We start from the raw sequence: 16,176 nt of genomic DNA, 5'->3' as shown, positions 1-16,176 counted from the left end.
GAATTGGATAGAACGGTTGTCTGAGGCACGGCGGCAGGACGCCGCCGTACACAAGGCATCAAGCCTGCGGCATCAAGCGTGCTGCTCGTCCATGCGCAGCAGGCGGTTGATGATGCCTCGCTCTTCGCGCGGAGAGAAGAAATACGGGTAGAAGGAGCGGTCGCTGACCGTGTTGTCGGCGCTGAAGGTGCCGCCGAACTTCTCGATCTGCTCCGTCACGAATTCCAGGTTCACGCGCAGCAGGTAGGCCGGCGCGTCGACGCGCGGATTGACCTTCAATTCGCCTTCCTGCTTGAAGCCCAGCATGCGCTCGTAGAAGCGGCGGTGGCGCGGATTGACCTCGATCACGATGTCGGTGCACTTGTGGATGTCGCGCGCGTAGATCACGGCCAGGTGGAACAGGTTGGCCAGCGAGGTTTTCGAGCGCACCGAGGGGTCGAACGCCAGCTTGGTGAACTCGCACAGGCGCGCGCCCTTGTTGCGGTGGGCGTCCAGTTCCTCCTTGAAGATCTGGTCGGCCATCAGGCCGATCGGGGCATCGATGCCGATGGTGAGCGTGCCGACGACGTCGCCCTTGTCGGTCGCGGTGAGGGTGATGCGATTGGGATCGTCGGTGAATTGATGTGTGCCGGCATACCCACGCCAGGCATACATTTTGTTGATCAGCATACTGGCCGAATTTCGCCCGTCCGCAGTATCGGTAAGCCGGATTCCGTACGAATCGTGGTTCACGATAACATCCTCAAATTGCGAGGGCGTCATATTATCGCGATCACTGAAAACATGAGCGTCCGATAGGGATGCGCTTGGTTCACCCTCTGGATTCTTAAAATCGTCAAATGTCGTCATCGCAGGTACCCTCGTGTGTTACAGGCGCCTCGGCAGGGTGTGGAGACGCGCTTGTTTTGGCGGTGCCACGCCTTTTCGTCGAAGACGTGGCGATGGGAATCCGGCGCCGGAGGCGCAAGCGATACCGCGCCGTATTCCCTTGTAATTTTCATAAATAGTAATACGATATTAACAATTTAGAGGCTCTTAAGCAATGCGCGCGCTTCCTCGATTTGCGGGAAGGGCTTGTTTTGCGCCAGGGCCTTGTCCAGCTCCTTGCGCGCGCCCTGCTTGTCGCCCGCCTTGTTCAGGGCCACCGCCAGGTGGTAGCGGATCTCCAGCGCGTTCGGCGCCAGCGAAGTGGCTTTCTGCAGCAGCGGCACGGCGCGCGCCGTGTCGCCCTGCTCGACAAGCATCCAGGCCAGCGTATCCATCACGCCGGGGTTCTCGCCGGCCAGCTTGAACGCCTGTTCGGCGGTCTGCAGGGCGCGCGGATCCTTTTCCTGCTGGTAGGCCCAAGCCAGATTGTTCAGCACCACCGGATTGTTCGGGCTGCGCTTGTCCACGCCCTGCAGCACCGCGATCGCGGACTTGAAATCACGTGCCGTCAGATTGTTCTCGGCGATGACCATGGCGACGGTGATGTCGTCCGGACGGTCCTTCAGCCACTGGTCGGCACGCGCCTTCGCTTCCTTGCTCTTGCCGGCCAGGCTCATCGCGTTCAGCGTCTTGAGGAAGTTTTCCGTCGTCTTGCCGATCGCCAGGCCTTTTTCGTAGGCGGGCAGGGCGTCGGCCGGCTTCTTCTGCGCGACCAGGATGTCGCCTTCCATGACGTAGCCGTCGGCCGCCTTCGGATTGACCTTCTGCAGCTGGCGGGCGATACCCAGGGCCTCGTCCGGGCGGTTGGCGCGCAGCGCCATGTCGACCTGGATCAAGCGCGCCGGCACGAAATCGGGTTGCAGCTCGACCGCGCGCTTGAGGTCCTCGGCGGCGGCGGCCTCGTTCTTGTTCAACAGGTGGGCGCCGGCCAGGCGCAGCTGGGCGCGGGGCGACTTCGGCAGCAAGCTCACGAGCTTGCTGTAGGTTTCCAGGGCGCCGGCCGCGTCCTTGTTGGCGATCTGTGCCTGGCCGAGCAGTTCCAGCAGCTCCGGATTGGTCGGGTTCGAGGTCTGGTACTTGCGCGCCAGCGTCAGCGCCTTCGGCGCCTGGTTGCTGCGCAGGTAGTGCAGGCCCAGCTTGACGGCCGGGGCGATCGCGTCCGGCTTGGCCGCATTCGCCTTTTCGAACCAGGACGTGGCCTCGTCGGTGCGTTTTTGCGTCAGCGCCAGTTCGCCCAGTGCGTTCATGGCTTCGACATTGTTCTTGTCCTTGGCCAGCACCTGCTCGAAGCGCTGCTTGGCGGCATCCGGCTTGTTCTGGAGCAGGTCGAGGCGGGCCAGGTTCGTCACGGCGGGGAAGAAGCCCGGCTGCACGGCCACGGCCTTCTCGAACGCCGCGCGGGCACTGGCGGAATCGCCCTTGACCATGTACACGGCGCCCTTCAGGTTCTGCACTTGCGGATTGTCGGGCTGCTCCTTCTCGAGCGTCTGGACGGCTGCCAGGGCCTTGTCGTAATGCTTGAGGTTCATTTCCGTCTGCACCAGGGCCATCGTGGCCTGGAGCGACTTCGGATCGAGCGCGGTGGCAGCCTGCAGTTCGCTCAGGCCCCGTTCCTGGTCGCCCTGCGCCAGCCTGGACAGGCCCAGCGAGGTGCGCACGGCGGCGGCCTTCGGCGCCAGCGCGGCGGCCTGCTCCAGGTAGCCGCTGGCCTTGCCGAAGTCGCGCACCTGCATATAGGACTCGCCCGCCAGGGCGAGCAGCTGCGGATCCTGCGGCGCGCTCTTCAGCGCCGGGGCCAGGGTGGCGGCCGCGTCCGCCGGCTGTGCGCTCTTGAGCAGGGTCTGGGCCAGCAGCTTGCGGGCATAGATATCGTTCGGATTGCTTTCCAGGAATTTGCGCAGGTGCTGTTCGGCCTGCTCGGTGGCACCCAGGTTCAATTCGCAGGCGCCGGCCAGCAGCACGCTGGGCAGGTGGTCGGGCGCGACGCGCAAGACTTTTTGCAGGGATTCCTGGGCCGATGCGAACTTGCCTTGCGAGAAATCGTTCAAGGCGCGGGTATAGGTCACGAGCAGGTTGCCCGGAGAATTCTTTTCGGCCGCATCGATTTCCGTCTTGGCCGCCGCGAACTGGCCGCGGCTGATCTGGACGTAGGCTTTCTCGATGTGGGCGGTACGGTGGTCCGGCTTGAGCGCCAGCGCGCGGTCGAACGCGGCGAGCGCCTCGTCCGTCTTGCCGTCCATGCGCTGCATCGATCCCTGGAACATGAACACTTCCGGATTCTTCGGATCCTTGGCGATCGCTTCCTGTCCATAGCGCTCGGCGCCGGCGCGGTCCTTGTTGAACAGCGCGTGGCGGGCCAGGCCCAGCAGCGCGTCGCCGGAGTTGGCGTTCAGCGCCAGCGCCGCGTCGTAGGCCTGCTTGGCCTCGTCGGTCTTGCCGCTCGCCAGCAGCGCATCGCCGCGCAGCACCAGCAGCGGCGCCGACTTGGCGGCGGCTTCCGGCGTCACCTGCTCGAGCAGCTCCTTGGCCTTGCCCTGCTGTGCCAGCGTCTTCGCCAGGTCGGGCAGCACGCGGTCGGCCGCGATGCCGAGCGAACGCGCCTTGCGGAACTCCTTCTCGGCCGAGACCGGGTCATTCGTTTCCATTTGCAGCTGGCCCAGCGCCATGCGTGCTTCGCCGTTCTCCGGGCTTTTTTCGACTGCATTCTTGAGTTGGATCAGGGCGGCCTTCAGGTCACCTTTTTGCTGATACTGCTTGGCATCGCTGAGCAGCGATTCGGTCGTCTGGGTCTTGCCGCAGGCGGACAGGCCGGCGACGAGGAAGGCGCCGGAGAGGACGGCGGCGGACAGTGTGAGCTTGGGGTGACGCGGCATCTGGAATCCCTAAGAGGTAAGCAAGGTACTGCTGCGTGGCGAACCGAAACCGGGCGCGCGCGACGTCGCCGACGTTGCTCCTGGTTTTACAAAGTTTTACACGCGAAATTTGTTTGCTAACAATAATACCTGAAGGTATGCAGGCTAAACCGCACAACTGATACCGGTTGTTGCAAACGCCCCTACAAAAGTATCTATAGGGAAATTTATAGGGAAATTCCGGATCGATGTCATGCCGGAGTAGCAAAGAAAGCTCAGGATGGGCCGTTGCCACCCTTGCGCAGGCGCTCCAGCAGGGCCTCGACGTTGTCGTCCACCGGCAGGCCGTGGCTGCGCAACAACTGGATGTGGAGCACCATGTTTTCCAGGACCAGCTTGGCCGAGACGGCCAGCAGGGTCATTTCGCGGTCCTGCTGGCTGAAGCTTTCCATCGACGCCGCCATCTCGCACAGCTGGCTGGCCACCAGCTGGCGCAAGTCGTCGTCGCGAAACGGCAGGTCGGCGAAATCGATCGGGTCTTCCTGTTCGACCTCTCGCATCAGTTCGAGGAGTTGTTCCGGCTTGATCTGCATGCGGCTCTCCGTGGTTGGTCGCCTGGCCATTCTAGGGCAGGGAAGCCGGACCTGGCCACGGAATTGCACGCAGGGGAGTGCGACGTCACGGCGCCGCACCGCCACGCATCGGCTTACATATTGCGCCGGTATTGCCCGCCCACCTCGAACAGCGCCGTCGTGATCTGGCCCAGCGAGCACACGCGCACGGCATCCATCAGGCAGGCGAACACGTTCTCGTTGTCGATGGCGGCCTGCTGCAGCGCGGCCAGGGCGGCCGGCGCGGCGCCCGCGTGGCGCCCGTGGAAGGCGTCCAGGCGCTGGAGCTGGGACTGTTTTTCGTCGTCCGTGGAGCGCGCCAGTTCGATCGTGGCCGGCGCGCCTTCGCCCTTCGGGTTGCGGAAGGTGTTGACGCCGATGATGGGCAGCGAGCCGTCGTGCTTGCGATGCTCGTACAGCATCGACTCTTCCTGGATCTTGCCGCGCTGGTAGCCCGTCTCCATGGCGCCCAGCACGCCGCCCCGCTCGGCGATGCGTTCGAATTCCTGCAGCACGGCTTCCTCGACCAGGTCGGTCAGCTCGTCGATGATGAACGCGCCCTGGTTCGGGTTCTCGTTCCTGGCCAGGCCCCATTCGCGGTTGATGATCAGCTGGATCGCGAGCGCGCGCCGCACCGATTCGTCGGTCGGCGTGGTGATCGCCTCGTCGTAGGCATTCGTGTGCAGCGAGTTGCAGTTGTCGTAGATGGCGATCAGGGCCTGCAGCGTCGTGCGGATGTCGTTGAAGTCGATTTCCTGCGCGTGCAGCGAGCGGCCCGAGGTCTGCACGTGGTACTTCAGCTTTTGCGAGCGGTCGTTGGCGCCGTACTTGTCGCGCATCGCCACGGCCCAGATGCGGCGCGCGACGCGGCCCAGCACCGTGTATTCCGGGTCCATGCCGTTCGAGAAGAAGAACGACAGGTTCGGCGCGAAGTCGTCGATGTGCATGCCGCGCGCGAGATAGGCTTCGACGAAGGTGAAGCCGTTCGACAGCGTGAACGCGAGCTGCGAGATCGGGTTCGCTCCGGCCTCGGCGATGTGGTAGCCCGAGATCGAGACGGAATAGAAGTTGCGCACCTGGTGCTGCACGAAGTATTCCTGGATGTCGCCCATTACCTTGAGCGAGAACTCGGTGGAGAAGATGCAGGTGTTCTGGCCCTGGTCTTCTTTCAGGATGTCGGCCTGCACGGTGCCGCGCACATTGGCCAGCACCCATTCCCGGATCTTGTGCGCTTCTTCCGCGCTCGGCGGGCGGCCCTGGTCGGCTTCGAACTTCTCCATCTGCTGGTCGATCGCCGTGTTCATGAACATCGCCAGGATCGTCGGCGCCGGGCCGTTGATCGTCATCGACACGGACGTCGACGGACTGCACAGGTCGAAGCCGTCGTACAGCACCTTCATGTCGTCCAGCGTGGCGATCGACACGCCCGAATTGCCCACCTTGCCGTAGATGTCCGGACGCAGGGCCGGGTCGGCGCCGTACAGCGTGACGGAGTCGAAGGCCGTCGACAGGCGCTTGGCGTCCATGCCCGTCGAGACCAGCTTGAAGCGGCGGTTGGTGCGGAAGGCGTCGCCCTCGCCGGCGAACATGCGGGTCGGGTCTTCGCCTTCGCGCTTGAACGGGAACACGCCGGCCGTGTAGGGGAAGGAACCGGGCACGTTTTCCAGCATCAGGAAGCGCAGGATCTCGCCGTGGTCCTCGTACTTCGGCAGCGCGACCTTGCGCACCTTGTTGCCGGACAGGGTCGTGGTGGTCAGGCGCGTGCGGATTTCCTTGTCGCGGATTTTGACGACGTGCTCGTCGCCCGCATAGGTCTGCTGCAGTTGCGGCCAGGACGCGAGCAGCGTCTTCGCTTCGCCATCCATCGCGTTGTCGCGTTCCGCGATCAGGTCGTCGAGGACCACCTCGCGATTCGCGGCGGCCAGCATGCGCTTCGTTTCCGTCAGCTGCTGGCGCTCGCGCGCGAGCTTGACCTGCTTGCCCGTGTTGCGGTGGTAGCCGCGCACCGTGTCCGCGATCTCGGCCAGGTAGCGCGTGCGCGCCGGCGGGACGATCACGTGCTTGCCGCTCGAATGGCGCTGCGACGGTTTTTCCAGCCTGGAGGGCTCGACCCGAAGGCCCAGTTGCGCCAATGCCGGCAGCAGGCCGTGGTACAGCGCCGTGACGCCGTCGTCGTTGAAGCGCGAGGCCTGGGTGCCGTAGACGGGCATCTGGTCCGGGTCCATCGACCACAGTTCGCGGTTGCGCTGGTACTGCTTGGCCACGTCGCGCAGCGCATCCTGGGCGCCCTTGCGGTCGAACTTGTTGATCGCGATGAAGTCGGCGAAATCGAGCATGTCGATCTTTTCCAGCTGCGAGGCGGCGCCGAATTCCGGGGTCATCACGTACATCGACAGGTCCACGTGCGGCACGATGGCGGCGTCGCCCTGGCCGATGCCCGAGGTCTCCACGATCACGAGGTCGAAGCCCGCCACCTTGCAGGCGGCGATGACGTCGGGCAGCGCCTGCGAGATCTCGGAACCCGCTTCGCGCGTGGCGAGCGAACGCATGAACACCCGTGCCTGCCCGTTCCACGGATTGATCGCATTCATGCGGATGCGGTCGCCCAGCAGCGCGCCGCCCGACTTGCGCCGCGACGGGTCGATCGAGACGATGGCGATGTTCAGGCGGTCGCCCTGGTCCAGGCGGATGCGCCGCACCAGTTCGTCGGTCAGCGAGGACTTGCCGGCGCCGCCGGTGCCGGTAATGCCCAGCACGGGCACGGGCATGCCTTCGGCCGCGTCCATGATTTGCTTGCGCAGCTGTTCCGATGCCTTGCCGTTTTCCAGCGCCGTGATGAGCTGGGCCAGCGGGCGGTGGCGCTCGGCGATGGCGCCGGCCTGCAGCGCCGCGATCGTCGTCGGGGCATACGGCGAGAGGTCGATATCGCAGGCTTCCAGCATCGAGCGGATCATGCCGACGAGGCCCATGCGCTGGCCGTCCTCGGGGCTGAAGATCCTGGCCACGCCATACGCGTGCAGTTCCTGGATCTCGCTCGGCACGATCACGCCGCCGCCGCCGCCGAACACCTTGATGTGGGCGCCGCCGCGCTGGCGCAGCAGGTCGATCATGTACTTGAAGTATTCGACGTGGCCGCCCTGGTAGCTGGAAATGGCAATGCCCTGCACGTCCTCGGCCAGCGCCGCGGTGACGACTTCGTCGACGGAACGGTTGTGGCCCAGGTGCACGACCTCGGCGCCGTTCGACTGCAGGATGCGGCGCATGATGTTGATCGAGGCGTCGTGGCCGTCGAACAGCGAGGCGGCGGTGACGAAGCGGACTTTGTTCGTGAGGCGCGCCTGCTCGGGCAGGTCGAGCCTGGCGGCGGGGGTGATGTCGTTCATGGGCTTCCTGTGGGAGTGGTATGAACTCGCGTTCTTGTACGGTATATGACGTTAACGTAAACGTCAAGGTGGATGCGTGGATGTGCGCAGTGGCGTTGAACGCGTGGGCGGGAGACCCGCCCACCCTACCTGCGACGTCGATGTCCGGTAGGGTGGACGGGTTCCCCGTCCACGCGTTTCACGCGGCGCGTCTGACGACCTTGCCTGACAGCAGCTCTTCCTTGCGCGCCCGGTACTCGGCCACCGCCTGTTCCTTGACGTGGCCGAAGCCGCGGATCTGTTCCGGCAGCGACGCCAGCTCGACCGCAAGCGCATGGTTGCTCGCGTGCAGGCCCTCGAGCAGCGCCTCGACCATGTCGCGGTATTCGACGATCAGCGCGCGCTCCATGCGGCGTTCGGCGGTGCGGCCGAACAGGTCGAAGGCGGTGCCGCGCACGCCTTTCAGCTTGGCCAGCAGCTTGAACGCAGTCCACATCCAGGAACCGAATTCGGCCTTCACCAGGTGGCCCTTGGCGTCCTTCTTGGCGAACAGCGGCGGCGCCAGGTTGAATTTCAGCGTGAAGTCGCCGTCGAACTGGGTCTTCAACTGCTCGACGAAGCGGCCGTCCGTGTACAGGCGCGCGACCTCGTACTCGTCCTTGTAGGCCATCAGCTTGAACAGCGACTTGGCCACGGTCATGGACAATTTGCTGCCCAGGCCGAGCGCCGCTTCGCGTTCGCGCACGCGCGCCACCAGGTCCGCGTACCGCGCGGCATAGGCGGCATCCTGATAGCCGGTCAGGAACTCGACGCGCTTCTTGACCACGCCGTCGAGGCTTTGCGGCATCCGCACCTGCACGACCTGCGCCGGCACGGCGGTGCGCTCCACCCGCGCCAGGTCGACGGCGGCGCGGCGGCCCCACAGGAAGCTGCGCTGGTTCGACGCGACGGCCACGCCGTTCAGTTCGATGGCGCGCAGCAGCGCGGCTTCCGACAGCGGCACCAGTCCCTTTTGCCAGGCATAGCCCAGCATGAACAGGTTGGCGGCGATCGAGTCGCCCATCAGCGCCGTCGCCAGCTTCGTCGCGTCGAGGAAATCGACGCCGGAGGCGCCGCCCACGGCTTCTTCGATCAGCTCGCGCACCTGGGCGGTGGGGAATTCCCAGTCGCGCTGCTGGGCGAAGGTGCCGGTCGGCTGCTCGTGCAGGTTGACGACGACCATCGTGCGGCCCGGACGCATCTTCGAGATGGCGTCGGACGCGCCGGCCGTCAGCATGTCGCATCCGAGCACGAGGTCCGCTTCGCCGGTGGCGATGCGCTGGGCGCGCAGCCGTTCCGGCGTCGCGGCGATCTTCACGTGCGAGGTGACGGAACCGTTCTTCTGGCTCATGCCTGTCATGTCCAGCACGGACGCGCCCTTGCCTTCGAGGTGGGCGGCCATGCCCATCAGCGCGCCGACCGTGATCACGCCGGTGCCGCCGATGCCGTTGATCAGGATGTTGTACGGCGCCGCGATCGACGGCAGCACGGGCTGCGGCAGTTCTCCCCAGCCGTCGTCGGCGTCCTGCGACTTGGCCGCGCCGGCCTTGTTCTTTTTCAGGCTGCCGCCTTCGACGGTGACGAAGCTGGGGCAGAAGCCCTTCGCGCACGAGTAATCCTTGTTGCAGGAGGATTGGTCGATCGCGCGCTTGCGGCCGAACTCCGTTTCCTTCGGCAGGATCGACACGCAGTTCGACTGCACGCCGCAATCGCCGCAGCCTTCGCACACGGCTTCGTTGATGACCATGCGTTTCGCCAGGTCCGGGAATTCGCCCTTCTTCCTGCGGCGGCGTTTCTCGGCCGCGCAGGTCTGGTCGTAGATCAGGACGCTGACGCCCGGCACCTCGCGCAGTTCGCGCTGGACATCGTCCATGTGCTTGCGGTCGTGGATCGTGATCCCCTCGGGCAGGCCGCTTTTGTCGTCGTAACGCGGCAGGTCTTCGGTGACGAGGGCGATGCGCTTCACGCCTTCGGCCGCCATCTGGCGCGCGATCAGCGGCACGGAGGTGATGCCGTCGACCGGCTGGCCTCCCGTCATCGCCACCGCGTCGTTGTAGAGGATTTTATAAGTGATGTTGACCTTGGCGGCGATGGCGGCGCGGATGGCCAGGTAGCCGGAATGGAAATAGGTGCCGTCGCCCAGGTTCTGGAACACGTGCGGCACCTTCGAGAACGCGGCCTGGCCGATCCACGGCGTGCCTTCGCCACCCATGTGCGTGGTCAGCTTGTTCATCTCCGGGTAGATCGACGTCGCCATCACGTGGCAGCCGATGCCGGCCAGCGCGAACGAACCGTCCGGCACCTTGGTCGACGTGTTGTGCGGGCAGCCGGAGCAATAGAAGGCGGGGCGGAACGGCGTCGTCACGGCTTTCATCAGCACCGCATCCTTCGCTTCCAGGAAGGCCAGCCTTGCCTTGATCAGGTCGCGGGTGCGCTCGTCGAGGTCCAGGCGCGCGATGCGGCCGGCGATCACGCGCGCGACCTGGGCGACGGAAAAGTCGGCCTTCGGCGGCAGCAGCCATTCGCCGCGCGGCGCCACCCATTCTCCCTTGTCGTCGAACTTGCCGATGACGCGCGGACGCACGTCGTCGCGCCAGTTGTACAGCTGTTCCTTGAGCTGGTATTCGACGACCTGGCGCTTCTCTTCCACGACGAGGATCTCTTCGAGGCCCTGGGCGAATTCGCGCACGCCGTCCGGTTCCAGCGGCCAGATCATCGCCACCTTGAACAGGCGCAGGCCGACCTGCGCCGCCATCGTTTCGTCGATGCCCAGTTCTTCCAGCGCTTCCAGCACGTCCACGTAGGACTTGCCGGAGGCAATGATGCCCAGCTTGGCGTCCGGGCTGTCGATCGTCGTGCGATTCAGCTTGTTTTCGCGCGCGTAGGCCAGGGCGGCGTAGATCTTGTAGTCCTGCATCAGCGCTTCCTGGTTGCGCGCCTGCAGGCCCAGCGGCACGGACGACAGCCGGGTATTCAGGCCGCCTTCCGGCATGGCGAAGTCCTGCGGCAGCTTCACCTGCACGCGGAACGGGTCGGCGTCGACCGAGGCGCTGGATTCCACCGTGTCGGCCAGCGCCTTGAACGCCACCGCCAGGCCGGAAAAGCGCGACATCGCCCAGCCGTGCACGCCCAGGTCCAGGTATTCCTGGACGTTGGACGGATACAGCACGGGAATCATGCAGGCGGCGAAGATGTGGTCGGACTGGTGCGGCAGCGTGGACGAATAGGCGCCGTGGTCGTCGCCGGCGACCAGCAGCACGCCGCCGTGCTTGCTCGTGCCCGCATGGTTCATGTGCTTGAAGACGTCGCCGCAGCGGTCCACGCCCGGTCCTTTCGCATACCACATGGCAAACACGCCGTCGTACCTGGCGGGGCCGATCAGGTCGACGGTCTGCGTGCCCCAGACGGCCGTCGCGGCCAGGTCCTCGTTCACGCCGGGGACGAACTGGATGCGGTTCGCTTCGAGGTGGCCCTTGGCCTTCCACAGGTTCTCGTCCAGGCCGCCCAGCGGCGAGCCGCGGTAGCCGGACACGAAGCCGGCCGTGTCCAGGCCGTCCCGTTCGTCGCGCAGGCGCTGGATCATCGGCAGGCGCACGAGGGCCTGGATGCCGGACAGGAAGATCTTGCCGGAGGTGGCCGTGTACTTGTCGTCGAGGCTGACGTCTTTGAGCGGGACCGCGGCGGCGGGCGTGGGGGCAGGCAGGGGCGCAGGCGCACCCTGGCCCAGGACGGTATCAGGCATGTTGTCTCCAAAATGTTCTTTTGAGTGGGTCCGGTTCCGGTGACGGCATCGGTTGGATGCCGGCCCGGAACAGGCCGCGGTGCCGCTTGTACGGCTTATGGAGGGAGTGTAGAGACAAGTTGACGTATACGGAAATACCGAATCCGGATGGGGGCATAAGAAAAAATGATGGCTCCGGATAAAAAAAAGCCGCTGCCCGGAGGCAGCGGCAAATCGTCGATCCGGCACAGGTCACCGGATGGCGGGAGGAATCAAGCTTTGCGTTGTTGACGTTGCTTGCGCGCGTCGCGGAAGCGCGCGACCGTCGTGTCTTCGGTGCGCTGGCCGAACGCGTAGTTCGATTCGAGCCAGATGGCGTTGATGATGGCGACCGTCAGCGCGAAGCCGAGGCCGAGGATCCAGGAGAAGTACCACATGATGTGTCCTTTCGATCCGCTTCAATAAGCGGTGTGCTTGTTGTCTTCGATGTGCTGGTGCGTGACCTTGCCGCGCATGACGCGGTAGACCCAGCTCGTGTACAGGGTCACGATCGGCAGCATCACGATCACGACCCAGAACATCACCGACAGCGTACGGTGGCTGGACACGGCGTCCCAGGCCGTGAGGCTATGGCCCGGCACCAGCGAGGACGGCATCACGAACGGGAACATGGCGGCGCCCGCGGTCAGGATCACGCCCGTCACCGACAGGCCGCTGGCCAGGAAGGCGCCCAGCGTGCGGCGCGCGGCGGAGAGCATGAAGGCCAGCAGCGCGCCAGCGATGCCCAGCGCCGGCAGGATCCACAGGGCCGGCCAGCGGCCGAAGTTGTCGAGCCAGGCACCGGTGGCGCGGGTGACGACTTTCGCATCCGGCAGGAACACGCTGTTCGCGTCCGGCATGGAGACGACGCGGAAGCCCTCGATGCCGCCGGCGATCCAGAAGCCGCCCGCGGCGAACAGCGCGATGGTCAGCAGCGCGGCGCCCATGGCCATGGTGCGCGAGCGGTCGGCGACGGCGCCTTCGGTCTTCTGCTGCAGGTAGGTGGCGCCGTGCATCGACAGCATGGCCAGGGACAGCACGCCGCACAGCAGGCCGAAGGGATTCAGCAATTCGAAGAAGCTGCCCGTGTATTCCAGGCGCAGCATCTCGTCGTAGCGGAACGGCACGCCCTGCAGCAGGTTGCCGAAGGCGACGCCGAAGATGATCGGCGGGACGAAGCCGCCCGCGAACAGGCACCAGTCCCAGGTCGAACGCCAGCGCGGGTCGGACAGCTTGTTGCGGTAGTCGAAGCCGACGGGGCGGAAGAACAGCGCGAACAGGCACAGCAGCAAGGCCACGTAGAAGCCGGAGAACGCGGCGGCATACACGAGCGGCCAGGCGGCGAACAGGGCGCCGCCGGCGGTGATCAGCCAGGTCTGGTTGCCCTCCCAGGTGGCGCCGATCGTGTTGATGACGATGCGGCGCTCGGTGTCGGTGCGGCCGACGAAGGGCAGGGCGGTGCCCACGCCGAAGTCGAAGCCGTCGGTGAGGGCGAAGCCGAGGATCAGGACGCCGACGAAGGCCCACCAGATCAGTTTATAGGTTTCGTAGTCGAACAGCATGATGGTTCCTTTGTGGTTCAGGCGGCGGCCGGTTCGTCGATCCGCTCGGAGGTCTGCTCGGTGCCAATTTCATCGTGATAGCGGCCCGTATGCAGGCTGGACGGCCCCATCTTCGCGTACTTGATCATCAGGCCCATCTCGACCACCAGCAGCAGCGTGTAGAAGCCGAGGAAGCCGGCGAGGCTGAACCACAGGCTGCCCGCGCTCAGCGTCGACACCGACAAATGGGTCGGCAGCACGCCGGCGATGGTCCACGGCTGGCGGCCGTATTCGGCCACCACCCAGCCCAGTTCCGCGGCGACCCAGGGCAGCGGGATCGCGACGACGCACAGCTTGAGCAGCCAGCGCTGCGGCGCCAGGTTACGGCGCACCATGAACCAGACGGAGGCAGCGAAGATGAACAGGAACAGGAAGCCCAGGAACACCATGCCGCGGAAGGACCAGAACAGCGGGGCGACTTTCGGGATCGTGTCCGCGGCCGCCTGCTTGATCTGCGCTTCGGTGGCATCCGTCACCCTCGGCGTGTATTTCTTCAGCAGCAGGCCGTAGCCCAGGTCGGCCTTCAGCCCGTCGAAGGCGGCGCGCGCCTCGGGCGACTTGTCGCCGCCCTTCAGGCGCAGCAGGGCGGCATAGGCGTCCATGCCCCTGCGGATGCGCGCTTCGTTTTCAAGGCGCAGTTCCTTCAGGCCGATCACCTTGCCGTCGGTGGAGCGGGTGGCGATCAGGCCCAGCACATAAGGCAGTTCGACGGCGTAGTGGGTCTTCTGCTCCGTATCGTCCGGAAAACCGAACAACGTCAGGCCCGCCGGTGCCGGCTGGGTTTCCCAGGCCGCTTCGATGGCGGCCAGTTTCACCTTGTTGACTTCGCCGGCGGTATAGCCGGATTCGTCGCCCAGCACGATCACGGACAGCGTCGAGGCCAGGCCGAACGCGGCGGCGATGGCGAAGGAGCGCAGCGCGAACCCCACGTCGCGCGCCTTGAGCAGGTACATGGCCGAGATGCCCAGCACGAACATCGAGGCCGTCACGTAGCCGGCGGCGGCCGTGTGCACGAACTTCACCTGCGCGACCGGGTTCAGGATCACCTCGCCGATCGACACCAGTTCCATGCGCATCGTGTCGAAGTTGAATTCGGCGCCGATCGGATGGTTCATCCAGCCGTTGGCGATGAGGATCCACAGCGCCGACAGGCTCGAGCCGAGCGCGACGCAGAAGGTCACGAACAGGTGCTGGTTCTTCGACAGCCGTTTCCAGCCGAGGAAGAACAGGCCCACCATGGTCGACTCCAGGAAGAAGGCCATCAGGCCTTCGATCGCCAGCGGCGTGCCGAAGATGTCGCCCACGTAGTGCGAGTAATAGGCCCAGTTGGTACCGAACTGGAATTCCATCGTGATGCCGGTGGTGACACCCATCGCGAAGTTGATGCCGAACAGCTTGCCCCAGAACTGGGTCATGTCCTTGTAGACCTGCTTGCCGGTCATGACGTAGACCGATTCCATGATCACGAGGATCCAGGCCAGGCCGAGGGTGAGGGGAACGAACAGGAAATGGTACAGCGCGGTGGCTGCGAACTGTAGCCGCGACAGGGCTACGACATCGTCGAGCGGAGGCATGGTAACGACCTACTTGTTGGTGTTGGAAATCGGGCCGGCCGCCGGCGTGAACAAGTGGCGTTCCACCTGGTCCGACGGCAGCAGCATGTGCTTGGTTTGCGGGTGCGAAAAGAAGGCGTGCCACAGGCCGTACAGCACGAGGCATTTGACGGCGATGGCGACGAACAGCGTCAGGGCCAGGCGTTCGCGGCGCGCGCGCTGCGGGTTGTGGGAAAGGGATGCGGTATTCATTGGTGCACTCTGTTTTTCCGTCGCACACCTTGAGTCAACGCAAAATGGCTAACTCAAGATTTGATAAGGCAACGATGAGCGCAGGTTAATTTTCCCTTGCGGAAAAATCCTTGATCCACATCAAATTCGGCGGAGCGGCTGCGGCAGGGCAGTCGGCGCGGGGTAGGCGATTAGATCAGTCGACGACGGGATGGGCGCCGATCCAGGCGCCTTCGCGGCACAGCGCGCGCGCGACGTCGGCCACGAGGCGGCCTACGGCGGCAGAGGCATTGGTGAGGGGGATGTTGCGCGAGGTGCAGAGCACGACGCGGCGCGAGATGGCCGGTTCGCGGATCGCCAGCGCGCGCATGGCGCCGCGCTCGACTTCCGCCTGCACCGGCGCCACCGGCAGGATGGTGGCGCCCATGCCGGCCAGGATCGCCGACTTCAGGATGGCGATCGAATTGATCTCGATGACGCCCTGCGTCGCCAGGCCGGCCGCGCGCGCCGTGCTTTCGATGCGCGGGCGCACGCCGTGCTGCAGGCCCGGCAGGATCAAGGTCGTGGCGAGCGCTTCGCGCAGCAGCAGGGCGTCGCGGCCGGCGGCGAGCGGCATGTCGGCGCGGCAGATGAAGCGCAATTCCTCTTCCACGAGCGGCGTCGTCGCGAAGCCGCCCAGCTGTCCGTCATCGAGCAGGACGGCCAGGTTGACGCGGCCGGAGCGCAATTGTTCGGCCAGGTTGCCCGTCAATTCCTCGGTGAGCTGCAGCGTGATCTCGGGATAGCGCTGGCGGATGGCGCTGAGCAGCGGCAAGGCCAGCGCGCCGGAAATGCTGTGCGGCAGGCCCAGCGTGACGCTGCCCGACGGCCGCTCGGCCGATTGCACCACGGCCGCCTGGGCATCGGCCACCTGCTTCAGGATCGCTTGCGCGTGCTCGTAGAACAGCTTGCCGGCATCCGTGCTCAGTACACCCTGGGCCGAACGGTGCAGCAACTGGACGCCCAGCTCATCCTCGAGCTGGCGCAACTGCTGCGTCAGCGCCGGCTGCGCCACGTGCAGCACCAGGGCGGCACGCGACAGCGAGCCGTGATCGACGATGGCAACGAAATAGCGTAGCTGGCGAAGTTCCATATTTGACGATTGTATCTTTAAAGATACTAGAGGTTCTCGATAGAAATATTTTTTACTGGCGAATTCATCAGATTGTTATACTCGAAACCGTAAAAGCGAAAGCCTAGC

The 16,176-nt window shown here is 65.1% G+C and carries 10 protein-coding genes; all 10 read right to left on the bottom strand.

Annotated features, from left to right (window positions below; genetic code table 11):
- Positions 1–72: 72 nt before the first annotated feature.
- Positions 73–669 carry an N-acetyltransferase gene (locus tag QPK32_RS11590; protein ID WP_290412967.1) on the bottom strand — a complete coding sequence of 199 codons (597 nt, stop codon included), beginning with the start codon at positions 667–669 and terminating at the stop codon, positions 73–75.
- A gap of 356 nt (positions 670–1,025) precedes the next feature.
- On the bottom strand, positions 1,026–3,800 hold the full coding sequence (gene prsT, locus QPK32_RS11585) for an XrtA/PEP-CTERM system TPR-repeat protein PrsT (protein WP_290412966.1): 2,775 nt from the start codon (positions 3,798–3,800) through the stop codon (positions 1,026–1,028).
- A 254-nt stretch (positions 3,801–4,054) separates the two neighbouring features.
- Positions 4,055–4,372, bottom strand: coding sequence for a hypothetical protein (locus QPK32_RS11580; protein WP_290412965.1), 318 nt, complete (start codon positions 4,370–4,372; stop codon positions 4,055–4,057).
- 113 nt (positions 4,373–4,485) lie between these two features.
- The gene (gene icmF / locus QPK32_RS11575) at positions 4,486–7,773 is read right to left on the bottom strand and encodes a fused isobutyryl-CoA mutase/GTPase IcmF (protein WP_290412964.1); all 3,288 of its coding nucleotides are present in this window, start codon (positions 7,771–7,773) and stop codon (positions 4,486–4,488) included.
- A 178-nt stretch (positions 7,774–7,951) separates the two neighbouring features.
- Positions 7,952–11,533 (bottom strand): indolepyruvate ferredoxin oxidoreductase family protein, encoded by a 3,582-nt coding sequence (locus tag QPK32_RS11570; protein ID WP_290412963.1) that lies wholly within the window; start codon positions 11,531–11,533, stop codon positions 7,952–7,954.
- 251 nt (positions 11,534–11,784) lie between these two features.
- Positions 11,785–11,949, bottom strand: coding sequence for a cytochrome bd-I oxidase subunit CydX (gene cydX, locus QPK32_RS11565; RefSeq protein ID WP_290412962.1), 165 nt, complete (start codon positions 11,947–11,949; stop codon positions 11,785–11,787).
- 21 nt (positions 11,950–11,970) lie between these two features.
- On the bottom strand, positions 11,971–13,113 hold the full coding sequence (gene cydB / locus QPK32_RS11560; protein ID WP_290412961.1) for a cytochrome d ubiquinol oxidase subunit II: 1,143 nt from the start codon (positions 13,111–13,113) through the stop codon (positions 11,971–11,973).
- Between the two features lie 17 nt (positions 13,114–13,130).
- Positions 13,131–14,726, bottom strand: a complete 1,596-nt coding sequence (locus QPK32_RS11555) for a cytochrome ubiquinol oxidase subunit I (RefSeq protein ID WP_290412960.1) — start codon at positions 14,724–14,726, stop codon at positions 13,131–13,133.
- Between the two features lie 9 nt (positions 14,727–14,735).
- Positions 14,736–14,957 carry a cytochrome oxidase putative small subunit CydP gene (cydP, locus tag QPK32_RS11550; protein WP_290412959.1) on the bottom strand — a complete coding sequence of 74 codons (222 nt, stop codon included), beginning with the start codon at positions 14,955–14,957 and terminating at the stop codon, positions 14,736–14,738.
- 175 nt (positions 14,958–15,132) lie between these two features.
- Positions 15,133–16,068, bottom strand: a complete 936-nt coding sequence (locus tag QPK32_RS11545; protein ID WP_290412958.1) for a LysR substrate-binding domain-containing protein — start codon at positions 16,066–16,068, stop codon at positions 15,133–15,135.
- Positions 16,069–16,176: the final 108 nt, after the last annotated feature.

Origin of the sequence: Massilia sp. YIM B02763 (genome assembly GCF_030412015.1) — a bacterium.
In the GTDB taxonomy this organism is placed as follows: domain Bacteria; phylum Pseudomonadota; class Gammaproteobacteria; order Burkholderiales; family Burkholderiaceae_D; genus Telluria.
The sequence above is the reverse complement of the archived record's forward strand: the minus strand, read 5'-3'. Positions and strand labels throughout refer to the sequence as shown.

Bases quoted from the DNA above. Each gene is read 5' to 3' on its own strand.
- QPK32_RS11590 (WP_290412967.1), bottom strand. From the start codon at position 669: ATGCTGATCAACAAAATGTATGCCTGGCGTGGGTATGCCGGCACACAT.
- prsT (WP_290412966.1), bottom strand. From the start codon at position 3,800: ATGCCGCGTCACCCCAAGCTCACACTGTCCGCCGCCGTCCTCTCCGGC.
- QPK32_RS11580 (WP_290412965.1), bottom strand. From the start codon at position 4,372: ATGCAGATCAAGCCGGAACAACTCCTCGAACTGATGCGAGAGGTCGAA.
- icmF (WP_290412964.1), bottom strand. From the start codon at position 7,773: ATGAACGACATCACCCCCGCCGCCAGGCTCGACCTGCCCGAGCAGGCG.
- QPK32_RS11570 (WP_290412963.1), bottom strand. From the start codon at position 11,533: ATGCCTGATACCGTCCTGGGCCAGGGTGCGCCTGCGCCCCTGCCTGCC.
- cydX (WP_290412962.1), bottom strand. From the start codon at position 11,949: ATGTGGTACTTCTCCTGGATCCTCGGCCTCGGCTTCGCGCTGACGGTC.
- cydB (WP_290412961.1), bottom strand. From the start codon at position 13,113: ATGCTGTTCGACTACGAAACCTATAAACTGATCTGGTGGGCCTTCGTC.
- QPK32_RS11555 (WP_290412960.1), bottom strand. From the start codon at position 14,726: ATGCCTCCGCTCGACGATGTCGTAGCCCTGTCGCGGCTACAGTTCGCA.
- cydP (WP_290412959.1), bottom strand. From the start codon at position 14,957: ATGAATACCGCATCCCTTTCCCACAACCCGCAGCGCGCGCGCCGCGAA.
- QPK32_RS11545 (WP_290412958.1), bottom strand. From the start codon at position 16,068: ATGGAACTTCGCCAGCTACGCTATTTCGTTGCCATCGTCGATCACGGC.